Genomic DNA, 19380 nt, shown 5'->3' with positions numbered 1-19380 from the left:
AATAACCGCCCTTTTTTAACGTTGCCACTCGACTGGGTGCCCACAGACAAAGCCCTGGATATAGTCTACGCCCAGCTGAGTGAGTTTAATTCGAATCTCGTCACTTTCCACTCCAACCGCACAAACCTCCACGTTGGCCGCTTTGGCTAAACGAACACAACTTGCGACAAGCTCAGCATCTATAGTGTCGATAAGCATGTTCTGAACCCAGAACCGATTCACTTTTATTTGTGTTAGCGGTAACTGCCTTAATAACTGGAACGAGTTATAACTACTTCCAAACTGGTCTATTGCCGTACCAATACCCAGTTCTTTTAAGCCTTTAAACAACTGATACGTTTGGTCGAAATGTTTGAAGGCATCGGGCTCAGATACTTCAAACACCAACTGATTAGGCTGGATAACCGAGTTCTTAAGCGCCGCTTCAATGAATTGAATAAAGCCGTCATCTTCAAGACTCTGAGTCGACAAATTAATGTGACAACGCCAGGTTCGGGTTGCCTCAAATGGGTTTTCATTGAAATGCTCGACGGCCTCCCGCACTAGCCAGCGATCAGCCTTGCCCATGACGCCTGCCCGCAACGCAGCACGCAAAAATTGCTGGGGTGCTATAGGCTCATCTGTATTCGAGTCGGGCAAGCGGAGCAGTAACTCGATACAGTGTTTGTCTGCGTTACGCGCCGCACTGACTATGGGCTGGGCATAGAGCGTCCAGTTTTCCTCTCTTAATGCTTGCTTAAGCTTCTGCTCCCACTCTAACTCGGCTTCGCCCAATAAGCGTTTCTGGTCAGCCTCACTGTATGAATGCACCCGGTAGTCACCTTGCTGCATGGCAAGCTTTAACGCCTCTCGTGCTTGTCTTAGTAAGGTGCTGGCGGACACTTCAGACGAGTCCGAATAAGCGATGCCGGCATGAGCGGTGAGTTGGTAAATTCGTTTGTCGCTGTTGAAGCGAAACTCTTTACAGTACTGAACTAAGCGATGCGCTTGCGCAAAGACGGACTGTTCGTCTTCGGTATTCAACAGTGCAATTTCATGCTCACTAACCCTTGCAATGCGCGAGTACTTAGGCGCCTTTTTCTTCAGGTTTATAGCAAGCTGCAAAATGGCTTGGTCTTTGGCATCAACACCGGCCTGATCGGCAATAACTTCCAAACCAGATAGCTTAATAATAGTTACGCAGGCCGCCTTTTGGGCGTCGAGCCGAGACTGCAATAAACGCCTAAGCTCACGTACATTTAATAAGCCGGTTACTGCATCATGGTGAGCCAGAAAATCGAGGTGAATTTCAGCTTCCATGCGCTTGGTAACATCAGAAATACGGCCGGTGTTATCACCAAAATATTCGACATCGAGCCAAATTTTCCGACCATCAAGTCTATCGACAGAAGTCAGCTGCCTTTTGCCTTCGATAACGAAGCCATTTGGCCACTGCGCTTTGAGTTGCTCAAGTGAGTTAGCTGCCAGGATAGTTAAGGTTTGCTGGTTAACCTGCTTAAAAGAACCATCGGCATTCAGCCTAAACCAACCCTCGCTAGTGCGTTGCAGCAACTGCCACAGCCTTCTTCTTAGCGTCTTTCTATTCTTTTTAAGCCCGACAATACGGCGCATTAATCGGTTCAGTCGGTGTCTTTCCAGCGCCAGCAGAAACATCATCGTGGTTATTGTCATGGCACTGTAGAGTAGTAAGCCAGATACCCCTTCCCATATAGGGTTATAGCGTGGCGAAATAAGAAGCCAAGCGACAATGACGGTCACAGCCAATAGGAATGTTTGCCAGCGAAAGCCGGAAATTGGCTGTTTCTGGATGCTTCTAAGCACTACAACTGCCGCCCATATCAGCAAACCGTTAACCTGGGCAATAATCAACGCACTCTGCCAACGGTCATCCAACCACGGCAAACCAATAGTGAAACCCAGAGCAGCCGCCAAAACCACGTAACCAATACGGTTAAAACGGGACAACCGGAAACGAAAGCGCCCCCATTCCCAAATAAACCAGCAAAGCGTCAGCACCAACAGCTGACTAACGTAAGTTTTCAATGCCGCTGCGATATCGGGGGTATAGGGTGAGAAATAGGTTATCCAAACGCCGCTATGCAGCAACAGAGACAAAGTAAACGCAGCGCTCACACACCCAAAAGTCAGTAATAACCGACTTTTAAATAGCTGTGCTGAGACAAAAGCAGCCAAAGCCAGCAGAATAAGGATACCAGCGTTTACACCCAGTGCCGTTTGTTGCTGCTGTTGGCGAAGTTCGAGTTCGGTCGACTGCCATAAGCTAATGGTCGGCATTTGCTCCGGCCATTGTTGCACTGCAGTCACCAGCCAGACGGTTTGATTAGCAGGCAGGGTAACCGGCAACACGTGCTCATGAGATAAGTGTGGACGCTGCATCAATGGCGTCGAAAAGTTATTGGATAACTGACTCAAGGGAGTGCCACTGGAGTCGAGTACAAACACTCTCACCGACTGTAAAAACGGGTCGCTAAATTTGACATAGAAGGTTTGTGAGCGGTTACTTCGGTTATAAAGCGGGACACTGCTCCAGATATTGGGCTTGGTACCTGCGTAGTTATGTTCACTGAGTTCGGCTGGGCTAAGCCAGCGCGACGGTTCATTAACGGCAAGCCTGTCTACCGGCACTGACGCATCGACGACGCGGTATTTAAAATGCTGATTAAGGGTAACTTTCGAGGTTTGAGCGGACACGGAAACGGGCGTGCGAACTTCTGCACCAGCTAACAGCGGAAGCAACAGTAACAGCCATAGTGCGTGTTTAAATATAGTCTGCATGTCGTAAGTTCTTTATAACCTCTTCGCTCTTCTCTTCTAGCGCTTGCAGCCATACCGCATCGCAGATTTCCGAATAGAATAATAGCCAGTGCTGATTATTAATAGTCAGGCGCCAACAAAACTGATCAGCCGCAATTTCTTTTTCGCGAATACGAGCATCCAATGTGTCGCATAATGCAGCCACCCAGCTATCGAGCTCTTGCTCTGCCGGTTTACCGTTTAAAGTAATGACTGCCTGGTCGTTTGCTTCATCCATTAAATAGCTGCCGCTCACTTGCTCCTGACAAAAACGCTTCAATTGCACTCATAAATTCCTGACCATACCGAGCCAGTTTCACGTCACCAACACCGTTTATATCGAGCATATCATCGGCCGTGGTCGGATAATGTACACACATTTCCACCAAAGCGGCATCACTGAATACCACAAACGGCGCCACTTGCTCTTTATCAGCAATGTCTTTGCGCAGTTTCCGCAACCGCCTGAACAGTATTTTATTGTAATCACCACGGTCGGTAATTCGGGTTTTTGTTGCGGTCAGCTCTAGCCTTGGCTTGGCTAATTCTAACGGCACCTCACCTTTTAAAACAGGTCGTGCCGCCTCAGTCAGCTGCAGAGCGGCAAACCGGCGGATATCCTGAATAATAAGCCCGCGGTGAATAAGTTGCCGCAATACCGAAAACCAATGCTCTTGGGGTTTTGACCGCCCCAGTCCGTAGGTTGTTAATTGGTCATGGCCTAACTCGATAATCCGTTGAGCCTTTGAGCCGCGCAGTACCTCAACGACATGATTAATACCAAACTGTTGTCCGACCCGGTACACACAGCTTAGCGCTTTCTGAGCGTCTTCCAATGCGTCGTATCGAGTGGGCGGATCCAGACACAAGTCGCAGTTACCGCATTCTTTGTCGGAGTACTCATTAAAATAATTCAGTACTACTAAGCGGCGGCAGGTCTGAGCTTCCGCCATGGCCTGCATGGCTGAGAATTTCTGCGCTTCCACCGCTCGACGCTGTTCATTATCGTGCTCGTCTATCATGCGCCGGATCCACTGAGCATCTCGCGGATCGTAAAGCATCATCGCTTCAGCAGGAAGGCCGTCACGCCCGGCACGCCCGGTTTCCTGATAGTAAGACTCGACGCTGCGCGGAATGTCGAAATGCACGACAAAACGGATATTTGGCTTGTTAATACCCATGCCAAACGCAACCGTCGCCACAACAACATCGATATCGTCACGCAGGAACTGCCGTAGCGTTGTCTCTTTAAGCTTATGCTCTAAGCCCGCATGGTACGGCGCCGCCCGAACACCGGACTGCTGCAAGCTTTCCGCCAATTCCTCTGTCTTCTTTCGGCTACCGCAATAAATAATACCGGCCGCGCCTTTTTGCTTTTTGACGTAGTCTTTAACCTGTTTTAGCGGCTTATACTTTTCCTGAACAACATAGCGAATATTGGGGCGATCAAACGAGCTGCGATGAACCAATGGCGCATTCAAATGCAGTCGTTCAATAATGTCGTGCTGGGTGGCTGAGTCCGCTGTGGCGGTTAACGCCATAAAAGGGGTATTGGGCAAATAGCTGCGTAACACACCCAACTGTCCATACTCAGGTCTGAAATCATGTCCCCACTGGCTAATGCAATGCGCTTCGTCAACAGCAATAAACGACAGGTTCAGCGTTTGTAAGCGCTCAATAAAGCTTGGCTGTAATATGCGTTCGGGGCTAACGTAAAGCAGCTTAATGTCGCCTCGTTGCAACGCCTGCAATGTACTCATCGATTGTTCTGCTGACACGCCTGAATGCAAAGTCGCTGCTTTTATATCCAGCGCGTTTAATGCTTCTACCTGATCCTGCATCAGGGACAATAGCGGAGAAATAACCACAGCCACGCCATCGCTGCAAATAGCCGGCAACTGGTAGCATAATGACTTACCACCGCCCGTAGGCATGAGCACCAGCGAGTCTCGCCCTTCCAGTGCCGCCTGCATAATCGCCTCCTGACCTTCACGAAATTCGTGATAGCCAAAGACAGATTCAAGCTTGGACTGAAGCGGATTTGGCGCCAGTTGTTCTGCAGTGCTGACTGCGCTACTACTCATGGTCGGCATCGTTTATTGACTTATTAAGTAACATCCTCTTATTGTAAGCGTCCTGTTCATTAATAACCATGCCCAAAATGGATACACAAACAATACTGACAAAAGTTTCCGACTTTATGAACACGCGGGTGCCGTTTCAACAGTTACTTGGCTTTGAAATTACGGAGTTTAACCCGGCCCGGGGCGAACTAAAGTTCCAATGGAAAGACGAGTTATTAGGTAATGTTCCACAACGTATTTTGCACGGTGGTGTCACTGCAACAGCGTTAGATACTGCTGGTGGCCTGGTTGCGATAGCGGGCATGGTTGACCGTTTAGAAGACCCCAGTGAAAGTTACCTTATGGAGCGTCTCAGCCGTTGTGGTACAATTGATTTGCGTGTTGATTTTCTTCGCCCAGGCCGGGGTAAAACCTTTATCGCCAGTGCCACTATTATTCGTTCAGGAAACAAAGTGGCCGTTGCTCGTATGGAGCTGCATAACGAAGAAGGCACGCACATCGCTTTTGGAACCGGCACCTACCTGGTCGGTTAAGCTCTGATTAAGGAAAGCCAGTATGTCCGATGACGCAGTTCGGGCCCGGCAAGGCGTTTTCTTCGCACTTGCTGCCTACACATTCTGGGGCGTTGCTCCTGTTTACTTCAAACTCGTAAAGCAAGTTCCGGCTTTCGAGATACTCGCTCATCGTATTATTTGGGCTTTCTTGATGGTCTTTGTGTTAATTGTTGCTATGAAGCGACTAGACCGCATTCGCCCCATTTTGAAAAGTCGCAAGCTCGTCATTCGGCTCACTCTGGCCACTTGTCTGCTTGGTGGTAACTGGTTCTTGTTTATTTGGGCGGTTAACAGCGATCACATGCTGGACGCCAGCCTTGGTTATTACATCAACCCATTGCTGAATGTGGCCATAGGCATGATTTTCTTCTCAGAGCGTATGCGTCGCCTGCAACTGGTCGCTATTGGTTTAGCCGTGGTTGGTGTGGCTATTCAGGTTATTACCTTCGGTTCGGTACCTTGGGTTGCTTTGGCGCTGGCTTCCAGCTTTGCCACTTACGGCGCTATTCGTAAGCGTTTGCCTGTCGACTCAATTAGTGGATTGTGGCTGGAAACCGCCATATTACTGCCGGTTATGCTGATTTATTTGTTCGGGTTTGCCAGCTCGGCGTCCAGTGACTTAACGGCCAACCCATGGACACTGAATTTATTGCTGGTAGCAGCCGGACTCGTCACGACTATTCCGCTGCTGTGCTTTACCGCAGCCGCGCAACGGCTCCGCTATGCGACCTTAGGCTTTTTTCAGTACATTGCGCCAACGCTTATGTTTATACTAGCGGTCGCTATTTACGGTGAGCCTCTGGATGAGAGTAAGTTAGTCACATTTATTATTATCTGGAGTGCACTGGCACTGTATAGCTTTGACTCTATTATACAGCGCCAGCGAGATAGAAAAGCGAAGAAATTAGCTTCAGCTGAGGCTGGCATCCATTGAGATGTCAGCGTTTAGCACCTTGCTGACCGGACAACCTTCTTTCGCGTTGTTTGCCAACTCCTGAAACTTGTCCTCGCTAATATCCGGAATACTGGCTTTTACCGTCAGATGAATTTTATCAATCGCAAAGCCGCCGTCTTGCTCTACCAGAGAGACCTCTGCTTTTGCATCGATATTGTCCGGCTCATAACCCGCTTCTCCCAGCATTAAGGAAAACGCCATGGCGTAACAGCCCGCATGAGCGGCACCTATAAGCTCTTCAGGGTTGGTGCCTTTGCCGTCTTCAAAGCGACTTTTAAACGAGTACTGGGTTTTGTCCAATATGCCGCTTTGTGTTGATACAACACCTGAGCCTCCTTTAATACTGCCTTTCCACTGTGCATTTGCAGTGCGTTTCATAAAGCACCTCCAAATTTTCATGTATGTACTATAAACATAGTTGAAGAATGCACTTTTTGATCACTACTTTACACTTAGAACACAGGATCCAACCGGGCGTAGGCAACAACTAACCACTTGCTGCCCACATTGTCGAAGTTAATTTGAACACGTGACTGCGGGCCAGTACCTTCATAATTAAGCACGGTGCCTTCCCCAAATTTCGGGTGGCGAACGCGCTGACCCAGTGTGTAACCGGTCTGATCAAAAGCTTCATGGCTGGCCGCGTTATTAAAACGGCTGTAGCTCGAGGGCTTCTCAACACTGGTTTGCGCACGAACTTCGTGTAGCGTATCGGGTGGAATTTCCGCAATAAATCGGCTAATTCTGTGAAACAACTCCTGACCATAAATACGACGCTGCTCTGCGTAAGTAAGCACTAACTTTTGCATGGCTCGAGTCATACCGACGTAACAAAGACGGCGCTCTTCTTCGAGCCTTCCGGGCTCATCCATCGACTGCTGCGACGGAAACATACCTTCCTCAACGCCCGTCATGAACACCAAAGGAAATTCCAGACCTTTTGCGCTGTGTAATGTCATGAGCTGGACCGCATCCTGATACTCATCCGCTTGCTCTTCACCCGCTTCTAAGGCTGCATGCGCCAGAAATGCATTAAGTGGCGTCATTTCCTCTTCAGCGTCATCCAGCGTGAAGTTCTCACACGCAGTAACCAGCTCTTTCAAGTTTTCTACCCGCGTTTCTGCTTTTTCGCCTTTTTCTGCTTCATACATGGCCATTAAGCCGCTTTTCTTTATAACTTCGTCACTTAAGCGGCCTAAGCTGAATTCTTCGGTTTCATCATCAAGCTCTTCAATAAAGTCGAGGAAGCTGCCTACTGCGTTTCGTGCACGTCCGGCTAACTGCTTTTCGTTCACCATGTACTTAGCCGCATTCCACAATGACTCAGCGCGCTCCCGTGACGCCTGACGAATAATGTCCATGGTGCGTCCGCCAATGCCGCGGGCAGGGGTATTAATGACACGTTCAAGCGCAGCATCATCGTCCCGGTTACCTAAAATTCTCAAGTAAGCCAGCGCGTCCTTAATTTCCTGACGCTCGAAGAAGCGCAAACCACCATAAATACGATACGGCAGCCTTGCATGCAGCAAAGCTTCTTCTAAAATACGCGATTGTGCGTTACTTCGATACAAAATAGCGACATCTTGCAGTGAATTGCCATTATCTCGCCAATCTTCAATTTGCGATACTATATAGCGAGCTTCATCCATTTCGTTAAAGCCCGCATAAAGGCTAATGGGCTCACCCTCGTTCCCTTCAGTCCATAAGTCTTTGCCCAAGCGGCCAGAGTTATTAGAAATGACTGAGTTTGCTGCTTTCAAAATAGTGCTGGTTGAGCGGTAGTTCTGCTCCAGACGAATGGTTTGTGCGCCGGCAAAGTCTTCTAAGAACTGATGAATATTTTCGACTTTGGCGCCGCGCCAGCCGTAAATAGACTGGTCGTCATCACCAACAATAGTCACGCTGTTCTGCGCGCCTGCTAACAGCCTCACCCAGGCATACTGAATGGAGTTAGTATCCTGAAATTCGTCCACCAAAATATGACGAAAGCGGTTCTGGTAATGCTCTCGCACAATACGGTTATTTCTAAGCAGCTCGTGCGCCCTTAACAGCAGCTCAGCAAAGTCCACCAAGCCAGCGCGGTCACAGCTTTCCTGGTACAGCTGGTAAATTTCTTTCAGTGTCTGCTCGGTTGGGTCGTAAGTTTCGATATGCTCGGCTCGTAACCCTTCGTCTTTCTTGCCGTTGATGTACCACTGCGCTTGTTTTGCCGGCCAACGTTTGTCGTCTAAGTTGAGGCTTTTTATCAGGCGTTTAATCAGTCGCTGCTGGTCATCACTGTCGAGTATTTGAAAATTCTGTGGCAGCCCGACATCCATATAATGCGCTCTTAACAACCTATGCGCTAAACCATGGAAGGTGCCAATCCACATGCCTCGCACGGAGCTGCCTACTAGCTGCTCAACCCGACCACGCATTTCCGCCGCCGCTTTGTTGGTAAAGGTGACCGCTAAGATACTGAATGGAGAGTAGTTTTGTTGTTGGATGAGCCAGGCGATACGGTGTACCAGCACCCGAGTTTTACCACTCCCGGCGCCAGCCAACACCAACATATGTCCGTCGGGTGCCGATACAGCTTGCTGCTGCCTTTCATTCAGTTCTGCCAGAAGAGGGTGTGTACTCATTAACGTTCACCTGATGTATTCAATTCAAAGATCTGCCGCCAGTGTAATAATGAATCACTGTATAAGCAACCAGTAGTGTCGCGTGAGGGCTTTTTACGAAAGTAACAGCGACTTAAGCTGGGCTAAGTGATCAATTTTGACGGTCGGTAATATCGACAGATGTTGTGCTCGCCCTAAACCAGACGTCAACCATACTGATTGCCAGCCATGCCGCTGCGCACCAAGTACATCGGAATAGGGGTGGTCGCCGACATGCAGAAACTCCGCCGGTTTAACCGCCGAGAAGTGTTGCTGTGCCTTTAAAAACATGTCTGGCAATGGCTTACCTCGAACGCCATTTCCCGGCTGAACTATTAGGCTGAAGTAATCCGACAAACCTATTTTACCGGTATCAACATTGCCATTACTCAACGCAATAAGTTCATATCTCTCAGCTAATTGCTGCAATAGCTCAAGGCTTTCTTTTGGCGGCTCGAAGTTACTTCTGTGAAGTAGAAAATGCTCCATAATGTCGTGTGCATGGGTCGCTGCATTCACCACACCAAACTGCTCTAAGCCATGCTGTAAGGTACGAATGCGCAGCTCTGTCATGTCACTGGCAAGCGCCGGATCACTCTGACTGACTTTGTCTCGTAATTGGCGCCAATGGCTGACATTCCACTCGGCGGTTTCCGGAAACTTGTCCACAATGTACTGTTGCACCGAATGCTCTGCAGTTTGCATCACCGGTACATTGTCATAAAGCGTGTCATCCAGGTCGAAGCTGATGATTTTAGGCGGCTGCCAACGGCGGAAAAACTGCATAAAGTTAAACTCCCAATACTATTTCTTTCTGGCTCTGGGGTGAGCACTGTCATAAACGCTGGCCAGCCGCTGAAAATCTAAGTGCGTATACACCTGAGTTGTGGATAAGTTGGCATGGCCCAACATTTCCTGCACAGCACGTAAGTCACCGCTTGCTTCAAGCATGTGCGATGCAAATGAGTGACGCAGTTTATGAGGGTGTAAATCCCCGACGATGCCCTGCTGCTTCCCCCAGTAGTTTAGCCGTTGCTGTACCGTTCTGGGGCTTATCCGTTGTAATCGTTTACTGACAAATAGCGCCAACTCGGGTTTATCGGCGAGCCACACCTGGCGAACTTTCAGCCACTGTTTCAGTGCTTTCTCCGCACACCGACCAAAAGGGACTATACGCGTTTTACTGCCTTTACCAGTCACTCTTAACTGCATCATACGGTGGTCAATGTCGTCCCGGTTCAGACTCACCAGCTCAGCCAAGCGAATACCACTGGCATATAACAGCTCCATCATAGCCGCATCACGAATGGCTATTTCGTCGTCAGCCGGTAAATCCAGTAAATGGGAGATACTGTCAACATCAAGGTTTTTAGGTAGCCTTTTCGGCACTTTCGGTGCAGAAACTGAACTTGCTGGGTTGTCGTCTAAAGCATCCGACTCTACAAGGAACTGGCAGAACGTGCGCCACGCCGACAATTTTAGCGCAATACTGCGCTCGCCCAGACCAGAACGCCGCCAACCGACGAGCAACCGTTCTATGACAGGCACTCTCAGTTGCTTAGCATCAGTTATTTTTTGCTGCTCGAGCTCTTGAAGATCGGCCGCTATAAGCCGTTGATAGTTTTTAAGAGTTAACTCGGCGAGACCGCGCTCGCCGCGCAATTGCTGTAGCCACTTATCTTGCCACTCAAGCAGCGTCATGGCGTTTAATAAGCTCCGGCAAAACCGCACCCAACAGAGCTTGCAGCTGTTTTATAAGCAGCTTATCCATTGCCGGCTCAAAGTGGCCCGCGCTGCTACTTCCTACCGCTAACATACCAAGCTCACCGTTTTCACCCAGTAACAGCAGGGCTACTGACTGAATACTTTCGTCGTTAAACAGCAGCTTATGTTCTTGCTCGGTTAACCGTCCTAAGTAGATGGACTCGTCACTAAAACGCTTGCTCAGTAGTTGTTTATGAGTATCAGACGCAAACGTGTATTGTTCATCGAGCTCTACCGGGCTTTCAAAAAACTTGAGCGTTAACACCGGCATATCGAGTTCATTTTCAAAGGTGTTTTTCAATTGTGAGAGCACGTCGCTCAGGCTGTCGCAGCGCAGTAACTGAACATAGAGGTTGCTATAGGCGTTAAAAATAGCCTCGTTACGGCGAGCATTAATCATCAACTCGGTAATTTCTTCTTCCAGCTGTTGCACTCGCTGTCTGAGTTTTTGCTGCTGCCTTTCAATTAACGACACGGCACCTTTCTCGCTATGACGAAATTGCAGCTGCGCTAACAGGTCCTCATTACGCGTGAAAAAGTCAGGGTTTTCCTGCAAATACTCGCGTATCAGACTGTCATCAATTTTTTCGTTTAACATCGAGTTCAATTCGTTACTCATAACACCATTTGTCCATCGTAAATCAGCTCTGCCGGACCCGTCATTTTAACAGGCTGCCCTTGTTGCCAGCGAATCAGTAAGTCACCGCCTGGTAACGACACTTTTACCCGTTCGTTTAATAAGCCTTGCTGTATGCCTGCAACGGCTGCGGCACAAGCACCACTACCACAGGCCTGGGTTTCACCAACACCACGTTCAAATACCCGAAGCTTTATTTCATCGGCTGACAGCTGCTGCATAAAGCCAACATTCACACTCTCCGGGAAACGTTCATGCGCGGCAACCGCAGCGCCCAAGCTATCCACCGGCGCCGTATCAACGCTATCAACAGCAATAACACAGTGTGGATTACCCAAGCCAACAACACCACACATTACGGTTTCATCATTCACGCGAAGAACATAGGTCTGTTCCGCTTTTTGCGCTTTAAACGGCACTTGGGCGGGTTCAAATAAAGGCTCACCCATATCGACAGTCACCTGACCGTCTTTTTCCAAATGCAAAACCATTTTCCCGGCTTTCGTACTAACTTTAAGGTGGTTTTTGTTACTCAGGCCTTTGGCTTTCACAAATTTCGCAAAACAGCGGGCGCCATTGCCACACTGTGACACCTCGCTACCATCGGCATTAAATATGCGGTAATGAAAGTCTAAATCCGGGTCGTAGGGCGGCTCAACCAGCAGCAACTGATCAAACCCCACACCGGTATGGCGACTTGCCCATTGGCGAATTTGATCAGGGTTTACGTATAAGTTCTGCGTGACATTATCGACGACCATGAAGTCATTGCCGAGCCCGTGCATTTTAGAAAAGTGCAATAACATAATTAGATGTAATCCTTATCTAGCAAGTGCTCGCCGCGAATGAGGTCATCAAAGTTTTCGCGCTCTCTGACCAAGCGTGCGTCGTTCCCGGAAACCATAACCTCAGCCGGACGTCCACGCGAATTATAATTTGACGCCATAGTGAAACCATAAGCGCCTGCGTGTTTTACCGCAAGAATATCGTCCTGGGCAACATTCAAATGTCGCGCATGCCCCAGAAAATCACCGGTTTCGCAAACAGGCCCGACAATATCGCTAATTTGCGGCGCCTCATCACTTTTCTCTTTGACCGGAACAATGTCATGCCAAGCTTGATACAACGACGGTCTCAACATATCGTTCATTCCTGCATCAACAAGAACAAAGCGCTTATCTTCCGACGGTTTAATATATTCGACAGAGGTTAAAAGAACCCCTGCGTTCGCAGCTATGGCTCTGCCCGGCTCTAACATTAGAGTAACGTTGGGAAAGTCTTTGGCCATTTCGACCAGTTCGGTCAGGTACTGCGCTTTGTCCAATGGTGTCTCGTTTTGATAAGACACACCAAAACCACCGCCTAAATCTAAGTGTGTCAGTTCAATACCGTCTTTCTTAAGGTCGACGAGCAGCTCGAACATGCGCTTGGCGGCGTCTAAAAATGGCTCTGGCGTCATAATTTGTGAGCCAATGTGGCAATCGGCACCAATAAGGCGAATATTTGTCAACTGAGCCGCCTTTTTGAAAACCGCCTTTGACTGCGCCATGCCAATTCCGAATTTGTTGGCTTTCATACCTGTCGCGATATAAGGGTGCGTTTTCGCATCGACATCTGGGTTAACGCGCAGCGACACCGGCGCCTGCTTATTCATGGCGGCGGCAATATCCTGAATGCGTTCCAGCTCAGCTTCAGACTCTACGTTAAAGCAGCCAATGCCCGTCTCCAACGCCAATATAATTTCATCTTTTGACTTAGCGACACCTGAGAAAACAATGCTTTGCGGCTTACCACCGGCGGCCAGCACACGCTGTAATTCGCCGCCCGACACAATATCAAACCCTGCCCCCTGATGAGCCAAGACTTGAAGCACCGCAAGGTTGCTATTAGCTTTAACTGCGTAACACAGTTTATGAGGGCTCGGCCAATGCCGCTGAAACTGCTGCCAGTTATTCACCAGCTGAGATTTCGAGTACACATACAAGGGTGACCCGAAGCGCTCTACCAAGCTCTGGCAGCCGATACCTTCAACATGAAGCTGATTATTTTTGTAAGAAATAGACTCACTCATTCGTCTTTATCCGTTGGTATCGTTTCCACGTCATTTTTTTCAGGCATTGGCGCAGGTTCAAGCGGTCCTTTTTGACCACACCCGACCACAATCATAAAAACCGCGGTTAATACCAGCGTCTTGATTACAATTCGACTAAACATCGCTAAACTATGACTATTCTCTTAAGGGTTTTATAGTGTCTATCATCGCACTCAAGCCCGAAAAAGTCATTAAGCGTTGTAAGGAAAACCATGACTCAAACTGTAAGAATCGCAACACGTAAAAGTAAGCTGGCGTTATGGCAGGCAGAGCACATTCAGCAACGGCTGGAAGAGCTACACCCGGGACTCACTGTAGAGCTCGTGCCTATGTCCACAAAAGGGGACGTTATTCTCGATACACCGCTGGCTAAAATTGGTGGTAAAGGCTTGTTTGTGAAAGAACTGGAAGTTGCGATGCTTGAAGGCCGGGCTGACATCGCTGTGCATAGCATGAAAGACTTGCCTGTTGAGTTTCCTGACGGCTTGGAGCTGCACACCATTTGCGAGCGCGAAGATCCTCGCGATGCCTTTGTGTCTGGTAAGTACAACAACTTAGATGAAATGCCCGAAGGGGCAGTTGTCGGTACTTGTAGTTTGCGCCGCCGTTGTCAGGTTATGGAGCAGTTTCCGCACCTGATAATTAAGGACTTACGCGGTAACGTACAAACACGGTTACGCAAACTCGACGACGGTGAGTTTGATGCCATTATTTTAGCCGCATCTGGGCTTATTCGTCTGGAACTAGGTGATCGTATTACTTCGTTCATTCCGGTGGAGCAGTCATTACCGGCAAACGGACAAGGCGCTTTAGGTATTGAATGCCGCAGTGATGATGATGCGATGAAACAACTGCTTCAGCCTCTGCAGTGTCAGGAAACTCGTATACGCGTGCTGGCTGAGCGAGCCATGAACCGTCGTTTAGAAGGCGGTTGCCAGGTGCCTATTGGTGCCTATGCGGAACTTAAAGGTGACAGTGTTTATCTGCGAGGCTTAGTTGGAGACCCTGACGGGCAGCAAGTACTGCGTGACGAAATAGAAGGCCCTGCGAATGATGCAGAGGCTCTTGGTACAGAGTTAGCTGAGCGCTTGCTTAAGAAAGGCGCAGGTGACATTTTGTCAGCGGTATATGACAGCAATGCGGAAAAATAATAAGACCGTTTTATTGTTACGTCCCGAAGAGCGTGCGCAACACATATCTGAGGGGCTAACAAAAGCGGGAATAACTCACTTTATTCACAGTTTTGTACGGGTAAGACCCAAGCAAGTGGATGAAAGTGAGGTACAGCGAGTTAATGAAGCCATCTGGGACGGTATTATCCTGGTGAGTAAGGCCGCTGTTGATTACGCATTGGATAACGGTTTTAAACCGAAAAAGAGTCGCTTTTTTGCCGTTGGTTCAGGTACGGCCAGATACGCCGCCGATACATTAAAAGTGCCGGTGACCAGCCCGGCTTTTGCCCACCGCTCAGAAGGGCTGCTGGCACTGGAAGAATTCAGCAATGTACATGAACAAAAGTGGTTAATAATAAGAGGCGTTGGGGGCCGCGAAGTACTTGCTGAGCACCTCAAAAAAAATAACGCGGATGTCAGTTACTGGGAAGTTTATGAGCGGCAACCTATTCCGCTGACAGACTCTTCCATTGTGGATAACTGGGTTTCCTCTGTCGATACCATTGTTGTCACCAGCGCTGAACAGCTGAATCATTTTTTATCGGAATTACCAGAGTCCGCAAACCCGTGGCTGGAAAACTGCCAGTGGGTAGTACCCAGCGAACGCCTGAAAAGTTTGATTCCTATTAAACAATCAGACAGTATCGAAGTCACAGAAAGCGCATCAGATGCTATTATTCTAGATGCGCTTGTAGCAAACGGAAACGCACACATGAACAGCGAAGAAACGACACAAGATAATAATGTAGAGCCACAGGCTGAGCAGGAAAAAGACGAGGTCGTCACGGCTAACAAAAGCAGCAGACGCTTTTTCAAGCGGTTGCTATGGCTTGTTATACTAATTGCGATTGTCGCCGCGGCCTATTATGGCTATACGCGTTTCCCCGGACTGTTCTCAGCTAACAATGACCAACAAGTAACGTCGTCTGAACAGCAACCGGCAAAGACAGAACCGGAAGAAAAGCAAGATCCACTTGAAACGAGGCTTCAACAGCTGGAGCAGTCGCTTGCCAGTTTTGAACAACAGCTGCAGGAAACGCCTAATTCTCAAGACTTAAACAAACTATCTAACTCAGCTCAACAATTGCGCCAGGATTATGTCGCACTTCGTTCTGACTTAGAAAGTCTGCGCGATGAAGTGCGCCAAAGTCCAGCAGATCGCGCAGCCCACTGGCGCCTGCTGGAAGTAAAACAAATGCTCGCGACGGCAGCTCGTATGTTGTGGGTACAGGAAGATTACGATTTAGCCGGAAAACTGCTTCGCTTAGCTGATAATCAGCTTTCAGGTATGGACAGCCGCGAGGCTTTGCGCACCCGCGAACTGCTTGCAAAAGATATCGAAAAAGTCAGTGCGTTGTCTTCTGTTAATAACACCGATGCGGTTATGACCTTAATTGGCTTGCAGGATCGTGTTAGTCAGTTACCGGACAATATCAACAACGAATACAGTATTGAGGGTGAAAACTCCGAAAGTTCGGCAACTGGCGACAACTGGCAAGCCAATTTGAAGTCGAACTGGAATGACTTTCTGGATAACTTTATTCGCATTCAACCTGTCGAAGCAGACCCAGAGCCCTTATTAAACAAGTCGCACAGAGCGGCCATTAATGCACGTATCTCGCTGACATTCACGTTAGCGCAAGACGCTGCCCTTAAAGGAAATAATAAGCTGCTTAAACGATACGTCAATCAGTTGCCTCAGTTAATTATGCTGGTAAAAGGCGATAATGCCTCAACCTCCGATGTGGTCGAGAGACTTAAGAGCCTTGAACAGACTCCGAAAACACGCTCAACAGTCGATTCGCTTGAGTCGTTAGACTTTATAAGCCGGGCAATTGAGCAAGGGGATGCACTATGAAGTGGTTAATTGCTCTCGTTGTTTTACTAATTGTTGGCGCTATTTTGGGTCCTACGGCGTCTGGTAACGCCGGTTACGTACTCATCCAGTTTGCAGGTTGGTCAATAGAAGCCACTGTTGTAGGGCTTATCGTTGTCCTTGTCGCTATCGCTTTAATTACTACCGTGATCGTATCTATCCTGCGTCGTCTATTGAACAAAACGCAAAAAGGCGCAGCCTGGTTCTCGAATCGTTCAGACAGAAAAGCCAAGCAGCTTTACGAAGAAGGTATTCGTTTGTTGCTGGATGACTCCCCTGAAGACGCCTCGTTAAAGTTTTCAGCTGCATACAAAAAACGTGGTGCTCAGGAAACAGCAGCCATGGCCGCTTTAGCTGCCTGTTTAGCCAAAGATACAGGAAAAGCTCAGTACTGGCATGATGAAGCAGGAGGCTTTGTTAAAGGCTCCGACACATTGCTGAATATTCTTAAGGTGTCTCAGCAAGTCAGCGCCGACCCGCATAATGCCGATAAAGCCGTTCAGGAGCTGTTAAACAAACACCCTGACTCCGCCCATGTTGCATTTTTAGCGAAAACAGCGTTTAAAGCCTCTGGAAACTATAATGCACTAAAAGATCTGCTTCCTAAATTGAAGCAGCACTCTGAGTTAAGCCCGGCTGATTTTGAACGACTGGAATACGATGTTTACTTTGATTACTTTGTATCTGTTGGTCGTAACGGCAACGACGCGCTAAAGGATGCTTGGCAAAGTTTAAGCAGTAAACAGAGAAGCGATGCGACCATTCGTTTGGCGTATGCGAGTGCTTTGCGACATTTAGGTGAGCAAGAGCTGTCGGCAAAAGTAATATTAAAAGGGCTTAAGCGCGAAGATATACACCCGGCGGGTGTTAACGCATTGAAGCTGTTCAACGGTAAACACGGAAAGCTTGTGGAATTCGTTCAGGAGAAGTTAAAGCAAAACCCAGATGACAAAGACTACTTATACGCTTTTGCGTTGATAGCAATAGATAATCAGGACTACTCTCTGGCTCAACGAGCGCTTAAGAAGCTCGTCGATATTCAACCGAACGATAAGGCATACCGCCTACTGGGCGATGCTTATTATGCACTCGGCGACAGCCAATTAGCTGCTAACGCTTATAAACAAGCGTTAGCAGACTGACTGAAAGGGCGTTCCTTATTGGCGAACGCCTTCAATCGAGAGCTCCAGCTCGACTTCTTTAGCTGCCGGACCAAGGTTGTAGTCGATATTGTAGTCAGCCAAGGTTAAGTCGACTTCGCCAGAGAAGCCACGACGGAAGCCGCCCCAAGGATCTTCACCAGCACCCACATGCTCAATCTCAATAGCAATTTCTTTAGTCACGCCGTTTAACGTAAAGTTACCGTACAACGTGCCTTCACCGTCATCGTCGCTATCCGGCACGTACTTGGTGCTTTTAAAAGTCGCTTGTGGAAACTCAGACACATTTAGGAAGTCTTCACCGCGTAAGTGTTTATCACGTTCAGCGTGATTTGTATCGACGCTGGCTGTGTCGATGGTTACGTTGACTGACGCATTTTCAGGCGCATCCTCGTCGTAGCTAAAGGAGCCTTCGAAGTCGTTAAAACGACCATAAAGCCAACTATAACCCAAGTGACTAATTTTAAACTCGATAAAAGCGTGTTGCCCTTCAGTATCAATTTTATAATCCGCAGCTAAAGCTGACGTACTAAACATCGCTGTACCTGCAATTGCAGCTGCTAATAATGTCTTTTTCATGTCTATTTCCTCTCTGTTTTTCCAAACATACGAACTAAAGTCGTGTCTCGGTTTATAAAGTGGTGTTTTAATGCGGCTAGTCCATGTCCTCCGGCTAAAATGACTAACGCCAATGCCGAGTACCAATGAACTTCTCCGGCAGTATCCTCTTGGCTTGGCAAGTCCGTTAACGTCGCCGGAACAGAAAATACGTCAAATACAGATATAGAGCTTCCATCAGCCGTCGAAATTAAATAGCCGCTTATCATGACCGTAAATAACAGTAGATAGAGTAGGGCATGACCCAATTTAGCGCCGATAACTTCTATTTTATTACCTAAAGCCGCTGGTTTTGGATTTGCCATCACCCACAATACCCTTAGAACAGTCAGAATAAGGAGGCAAATACCAAAAGACTTGTGCCACCAAGGCCCTAGACGATACCACTGATCGTAATAGGTAAGCGTCAACATCCACCAGCCAAGCGCAAAAAGCCCGAAAACTATAAGTGCAGATAGCCAGTGTATGAGAATAGACACTAGTCCGTAACGTTTTGACGTATTTCGAAACATAGAGACCTTTCCTTATTTACTTACAAATAGTCTAGTTCAATATTTCGTTTTAGAAATTAATTATAAATGGGATGCGATCTTCGATTTATTAGAATGAAGTAGCCTAATGCTATTGTATCAGGTGTGATAGGAGTCCCACGCAGGAGACGGGCATAAAAAAAGCCCCCAGCATCAGCTGAGGGCTTCTTAGATTTGAAGTCTGGCGGTGACCTACTTTACTCCGGGCTTCCTGCCCTCCGCCCTTCGGGCCGCACTAACGTGCGTTCAAAATCGCTCCCGGCGATTTTGTCACATGCCCATGCTCGAGTAGCACAACACACAAAATAAAAAGCCCCAGCCAAAATCGGCTGGGGCTCTTTTATTTGAAGTCTGGCGGTGTCCTACTCTCGCATGGGGAGACCCCACACTACCATCGGCGCTGGTGTGTTTCACTTCTGAGTTCGGGATGGATTCAGGTGGTGCCACACCGCTATGGCCGCCAGACATAAACTGTCACAACA

Annotated in this window: 18 protein-coding genes and 1 rRNA gene; 5 read left to right on the top strand and 14 right to left on the bottom strand. The window is 48.3% G+C overall.

The genetic code is table 11. From position 1 onward, the window contains the following. Positions 1-15: 15 nt before the first annotated feature. From BLT32_RS10305 to recQ, 3 genes are read right to left on the bottom strand one after another with little or no spacing between them, the layout of a single operon-like run. Entirely contained in the window at positions 16-2796 is a 2781-nt protein-coding gene (locus BLT32_RS10305; RefSeq protein WP_053953463.1) for an EAL domain-containing protein, read from the bottom strand. Beyond that, the gene (locus tag BLT32_RS10300) at positions 2780-3052 is read right to left on the bottom strand and encodes a DUF3630 family protein (RefSeq protein WP_053953464.1); all 273 of its coding nucleotides are present in this window, start codon (positions 3050-3052) and stop codon (positions 2780-2782) included. Before BLT32_RS10300 ends, BLT32_RS10305 begins: the two co-directional genes overlap by 17 nt. Next, positions 3045-4898: a DNA helicase RecQ gene (recQ, locus tag BLT32_RS10295; protein ID WP_053953490.1), complete on the bottom strand. Its 1854-nt coding sequence runs from the start codon at positions 4896-4898 to the stop codon at positions 3045-3047. The genes BLT32_RS10300 and recQ overlap by 8 nt, the downstream gene beginning before the upstream one ends. A 68-nt stretch (positions 4899-4966) precedes the next feature. Between recQ and BLT32_RS10290 the strand changes: the two genes are divergently transcribed. Further along, positions 4967-5431 carry a thioesterase family protein gene (locus BLT32_RS10290; protein ID WP_053953465.1) on the top strand — a complete coding sequence of 155 codons (465 nt, stop codon included), beginning with the start codon at positions 4967-4969 and terminating at the stop codon, positions 5429-5431. A 22-nt stretch (positions 5432-5453) separates the two neighbouring features. Then, positions 5454-6386 (top strand): EamA family transporter RarD, encoded by a 933-nt coding sequence (gene rarD, locus BLT32_RS10285; protein ID WP_053953466.1) that lies wholly within the window; start codon positions 5454-5456, stop codon positions 6384-6386. On the opposite strand, the gene BLT32_RS10280 is transcribed toward rarD, so the two are convergent. The 8 genes from BLT32_RS10280 to lptM form a co-directional block, all read right to left on the bottom strand. Beyond that, positions 6363-6785, bottom strand: coding sequence for an OsmC family protein (locus tag BLT32_RS10280; RefSeq protein ID WP_053953467.1), 423 nt, complete (start codon positions 6783-6785; stop codon positions 6363-6365). The genes rarD and BLT32_RS10280 overlap by 24 nt on opposite strands. A gap of 74 nt (positions 6786-6859) precedes the next feature. Beyond that, the gene (uvrD, locus tag BLT32_RS10275; RefSeq protein WP_053953468.1) at positions 6860-9031 is read right to left on the bottom strand and encodes a DNA helicase II; all 2172 of its coding nucleotides are present in this window, start codon (positions 9029-9031) and stop codon (positions 6860-6862) included. Positions 9032-9124: 93 nt separating this feature from the next. Further along, positions 9125-9835 (bottom strand): HAD-IA family hydrolase, encoded by a 711-nt coding sequence (locus BLT32_RS10270; protein WP_053953469.1) that lies wholly within the window; start codon positions 9833-9835, stop codon positions 9125-9127. Positions 9836-9853: 18 nt separating this feature from the next. Next, positions 9854-10750 carry a tyrosine recombinase XerC gene (gene xerC / locus BLT32_RS10265; RefSeq protein ID WP_053953470.1) on the bottom strand — a complete coding sequence of 299 codons (897 nt, stop codon included), beginning with the start codon at positions 10748-10750 and terminating at the stop codon, positions 9854-9856. Then, the gene (locus BLT32_RS10260) at positions 10737-11432 is read right to left on the bottom strand and encodes a DUF484 family protein (RefSeq protein WP_053953471.1); all 696 of its coding nucleotides are present in this window, start codon (positions 11430-11432) and stop codon (positions 10737-10739) included. The genes xerC and BLT32_RS10260 overlap by 14 nt, the downstream gene beginning before the upstream one ends. After that, entirely contained in the window at positions 11429-12256 is an 828-nt protein-coding gene (dapF, locus tag BLT32_RS10255) for a diaminopimelate epimerase (RefSeq protein WP_053953472.1), read from the bottom strand. The genes BLT32_RS10260 and dapF overlap by 4 nt, the downstream gene beginning before the upstream one ends. A 2-nt stretch (positions 12257-12258) precedes the next feature. Beyond that, a complete protein-coding gene (gene lysA / locus BLT32_RS10250; RefSeq protein WP_053953473.1) occupies positions 12259-13521 on the bottom strand; it encodes a diaminopimelate decarboxylase in 1263 nt (420 codons plus the stop codon). Then, positions 13518-13664, bottom strand: a complete 147-nt coding sequence (lptM, locus tag BLT32_RS13060) for an LPS translocon maturation chaperone LptM (RefSeq protein ID WP_161802658.1) — start codon at positions 13662-13664, stop codon at positions 13518-13520. Before lptM ends, lysA begins: the two co-directional genes overlap by 4 nt. A 90-nt stretch (positions 13665-13754) precedes the next feature. On the opposite strand from lptM, the gene hemC reads away from it, so the two are divergent. From hemC to BLT32_RS10230, 3 genes are read left to right on the top strand one after another with little or no spacing between them, the layout of a single operon-like run. After that, positions 13755-14693, top strand: a complete 939-nt coding sequence (hemC, locus tag BLT32_RS10245; protein WP_053953474.1) for a hydroxymethylbilane synthase — start codon at positions 13755-13757, stop codon at positions 14691-14693. Further along, the gene (locus tag BLT32_RS12850) at positions 14680-16572 is read left to right on the top strand and encodes a uroporphyrinogen-III C-methyltransferase (protein WP_143020959.1); all 1893 of its coding nucleotides are present in this window, start codon (positions 14680-14682) and stop codon (positions 16570-16572) included. The genes hemC and BLT32_RS12850 overlap by 14 nt, the downstream gene beginning before the upstream one ends. Next, entirely contained in the window at positions 16569-17732 is a 1164-nt protein-coding gene (locus tag BLT32_RS10230) for a heme biosynthesis HemY N-terminal domain-containing protein (RefSeq protein WP_053953475.1), read from the top strand. Before BLT32_RS12850 ends, BLT32_RS10230 begins: the two co-directional genes overlap by 4 nt. Before the next feature lie 15 nt (positions 17733-17747). Here BLT32_RS10230 and BLT32_RS10225 read toward each other — a convergent pair whose 3' ends face one another. The 3 genes from BLT32_RS10225 to rrf all read right to left on the bottom strand — a co-directional run bounded on the left by BLT32_RS10225 (position 17748) and on the right by rrf (position 19363). Beyond that, the gene (locus BLT32_RS10225) at positions 17748-18329 is read right to left on the bottom strand and encodes a YceI family protein (protein ID WP_053953476.1); all 582 of its coding nucleotides are present in this window, start codon (positions 18327-18329) and stop codon (positions 17748-17750) included. A 2-nt stretch (positions 18330-18331) separates the two neighbouring features. After that, on the bottom strand, positions 18332-18880 hold the full coding sequence (locus BLT32_RS10220; protein WP_053953477.1) for a cytochrome b: 549 nt from the start codon (positions 18878-18880) through the stop codon (positions 18332-18334). Positions 18881-19247: 367 nt separating this feature from the next. Further along, positions 19248-19363, bottom strand: a 5S ribosomal RNA gene (gene rrf, locus BLT32_RS10215). Positions 19364-19380: the final 17 nt, after the last annotated feature.

This window comes from Idiomarina zobellii (assembly GCF_900100855.1).
Taxonomy (GTDB): Bacteria; Pseudomonadota; Gammaproteobacteria; order Enterobacterales; family Alteromonadaceae; genus Idiomarina; species Idiomarina zobellii.
This window is presented reverse-complemented; position numbering and strand designations above follow the sequence as displayed.

Excerpts from the sequence above, each read along its gene's own strand:
- rarD (WP_053953466.1), top strand. The coding sequence starts at position 5,454 with ATGTCCGATGACGCAGTTCGGGCCCGGCAAGGCGTTTTCTTCGCACTT.
- lptM (WP_161802658.1), bottom strand. The coding sequence starts at position 13,664 with ATGTTTAGTCGAATTGTAATCAAGACGCTGGTATTAACCGCGGTTTTT.
- recQ (WP_053953490.1), bottom strand. The coding sequence starts at position 4,898 with ATGAGTAGTAGCGCAGTCAGCACTGCAGAACAACTGGCGCCAAATCCG.
- BLT32_RS12850 (WP_143020959.1), top strand. The coding sequence starts at position 14,680 with ATGCGGAAAAATAATAAGACCGTTTTATTGTTACGTCCCGAAGAGCGT.
- BLT32_RS10230 (WP_053953475.1), top strand. The coding sequence starts at position 16,569 with ATGAAGTGGTTAATTGCTCTCGTTGTTTTACTAATTGTTGGCGCTATT.
- BLT32_RS10225 (WP_053953476.1), bottom strand. The coding sequence starts at position 18,329 with ATGAAAAAGACATTATTAGCAGCTGCAATTGCAGGTACAGCGATGTTT.
- BLT32_RS10300 (WP_053953464.1), bottom strand. The coding sequence starts at position 3,052 with ATGGATGAAGCAAACGACCAGGCAGTCATTACTTTAAACGGTAAACCG.
- BLT32_RS10220 (WP_053953477.1), bottom strand. The coding sequence starts at position 18,880 with ATGTTTCGAAATACGTCAAAACGTTACGGACTAGTGTCTATTCTCATA.
- xerC (WP_053953470.1), bottom strand. The coding sequence starts at position 10,750 with ATGACGCTGCTTGAGTGGCAAGATAAGTGGCTACAGCAATTGCGCGGC.
- BLT32_RS10290 (WP_053953465.1), top strand. The coding sequence starts at position 4,967 with ATGCCCAAAATGGATACACAAACAATACTGACAAAAGTTTCCGACTTT.
- lysA (WP_053953473.1), bottom strand. The coding sequence starts at position 13,521 with ATGAGTGAGTCTATTTCTTACAAAAATAATCAGCTTCATGTTGAAGGT.
- BLT32_RS10270 (WP_053953469.1), bottom strand. The coding sequence starts at position 9,835 with ATGCAGTTTTTCCGCCGTTGGCAGCCGCCTAAAATCATCAGCTTCGAC.
- BLT32_RS10260 (WP_053953471.1), bottom strand. The coding sequence starts at position 11,432 with ATGAGTAACGAATTGAACTCGATGTTAAACGAAAAAATTGATGACAGT.
- BLT32_RS10305 (WP_053953463.1), bottom strand. The coding sequence starts at position 2,796 with ATGCAGACTATATTTAAACACGCACTATGGCTGTTACTGTTGCTTCCG.
- uvrD (WP_053953468.1), bottom strand. The coding sequence starts at position 9,031 with ATGAGTACACACCCTCTTCTGGCAGAACTGAATGAAAGGCAGCAGCAA.
- BLT32_RS10280 (WP_053953467.1), bottom strand. The coding sequence starts at position 6,785 with ATGAAACGCACTGCAAATGCACAGTGGAAAGGCAGTATTAAAGGAGGC.
- hemC (WP_053953474.1), top strand. The coding sequence starts at position 13,755 with ATGACTCAAACTGTAAGAATCGCAACACGTAAAAGTAAGCTGGCGTTA.
- dapF (WP_053953472.1), bottom strand. The coding sequence starts at position 12,256 with ATGTTATTGCACTTTTCTAAAATGCACGGGCTCGGCAATGACTTCATG.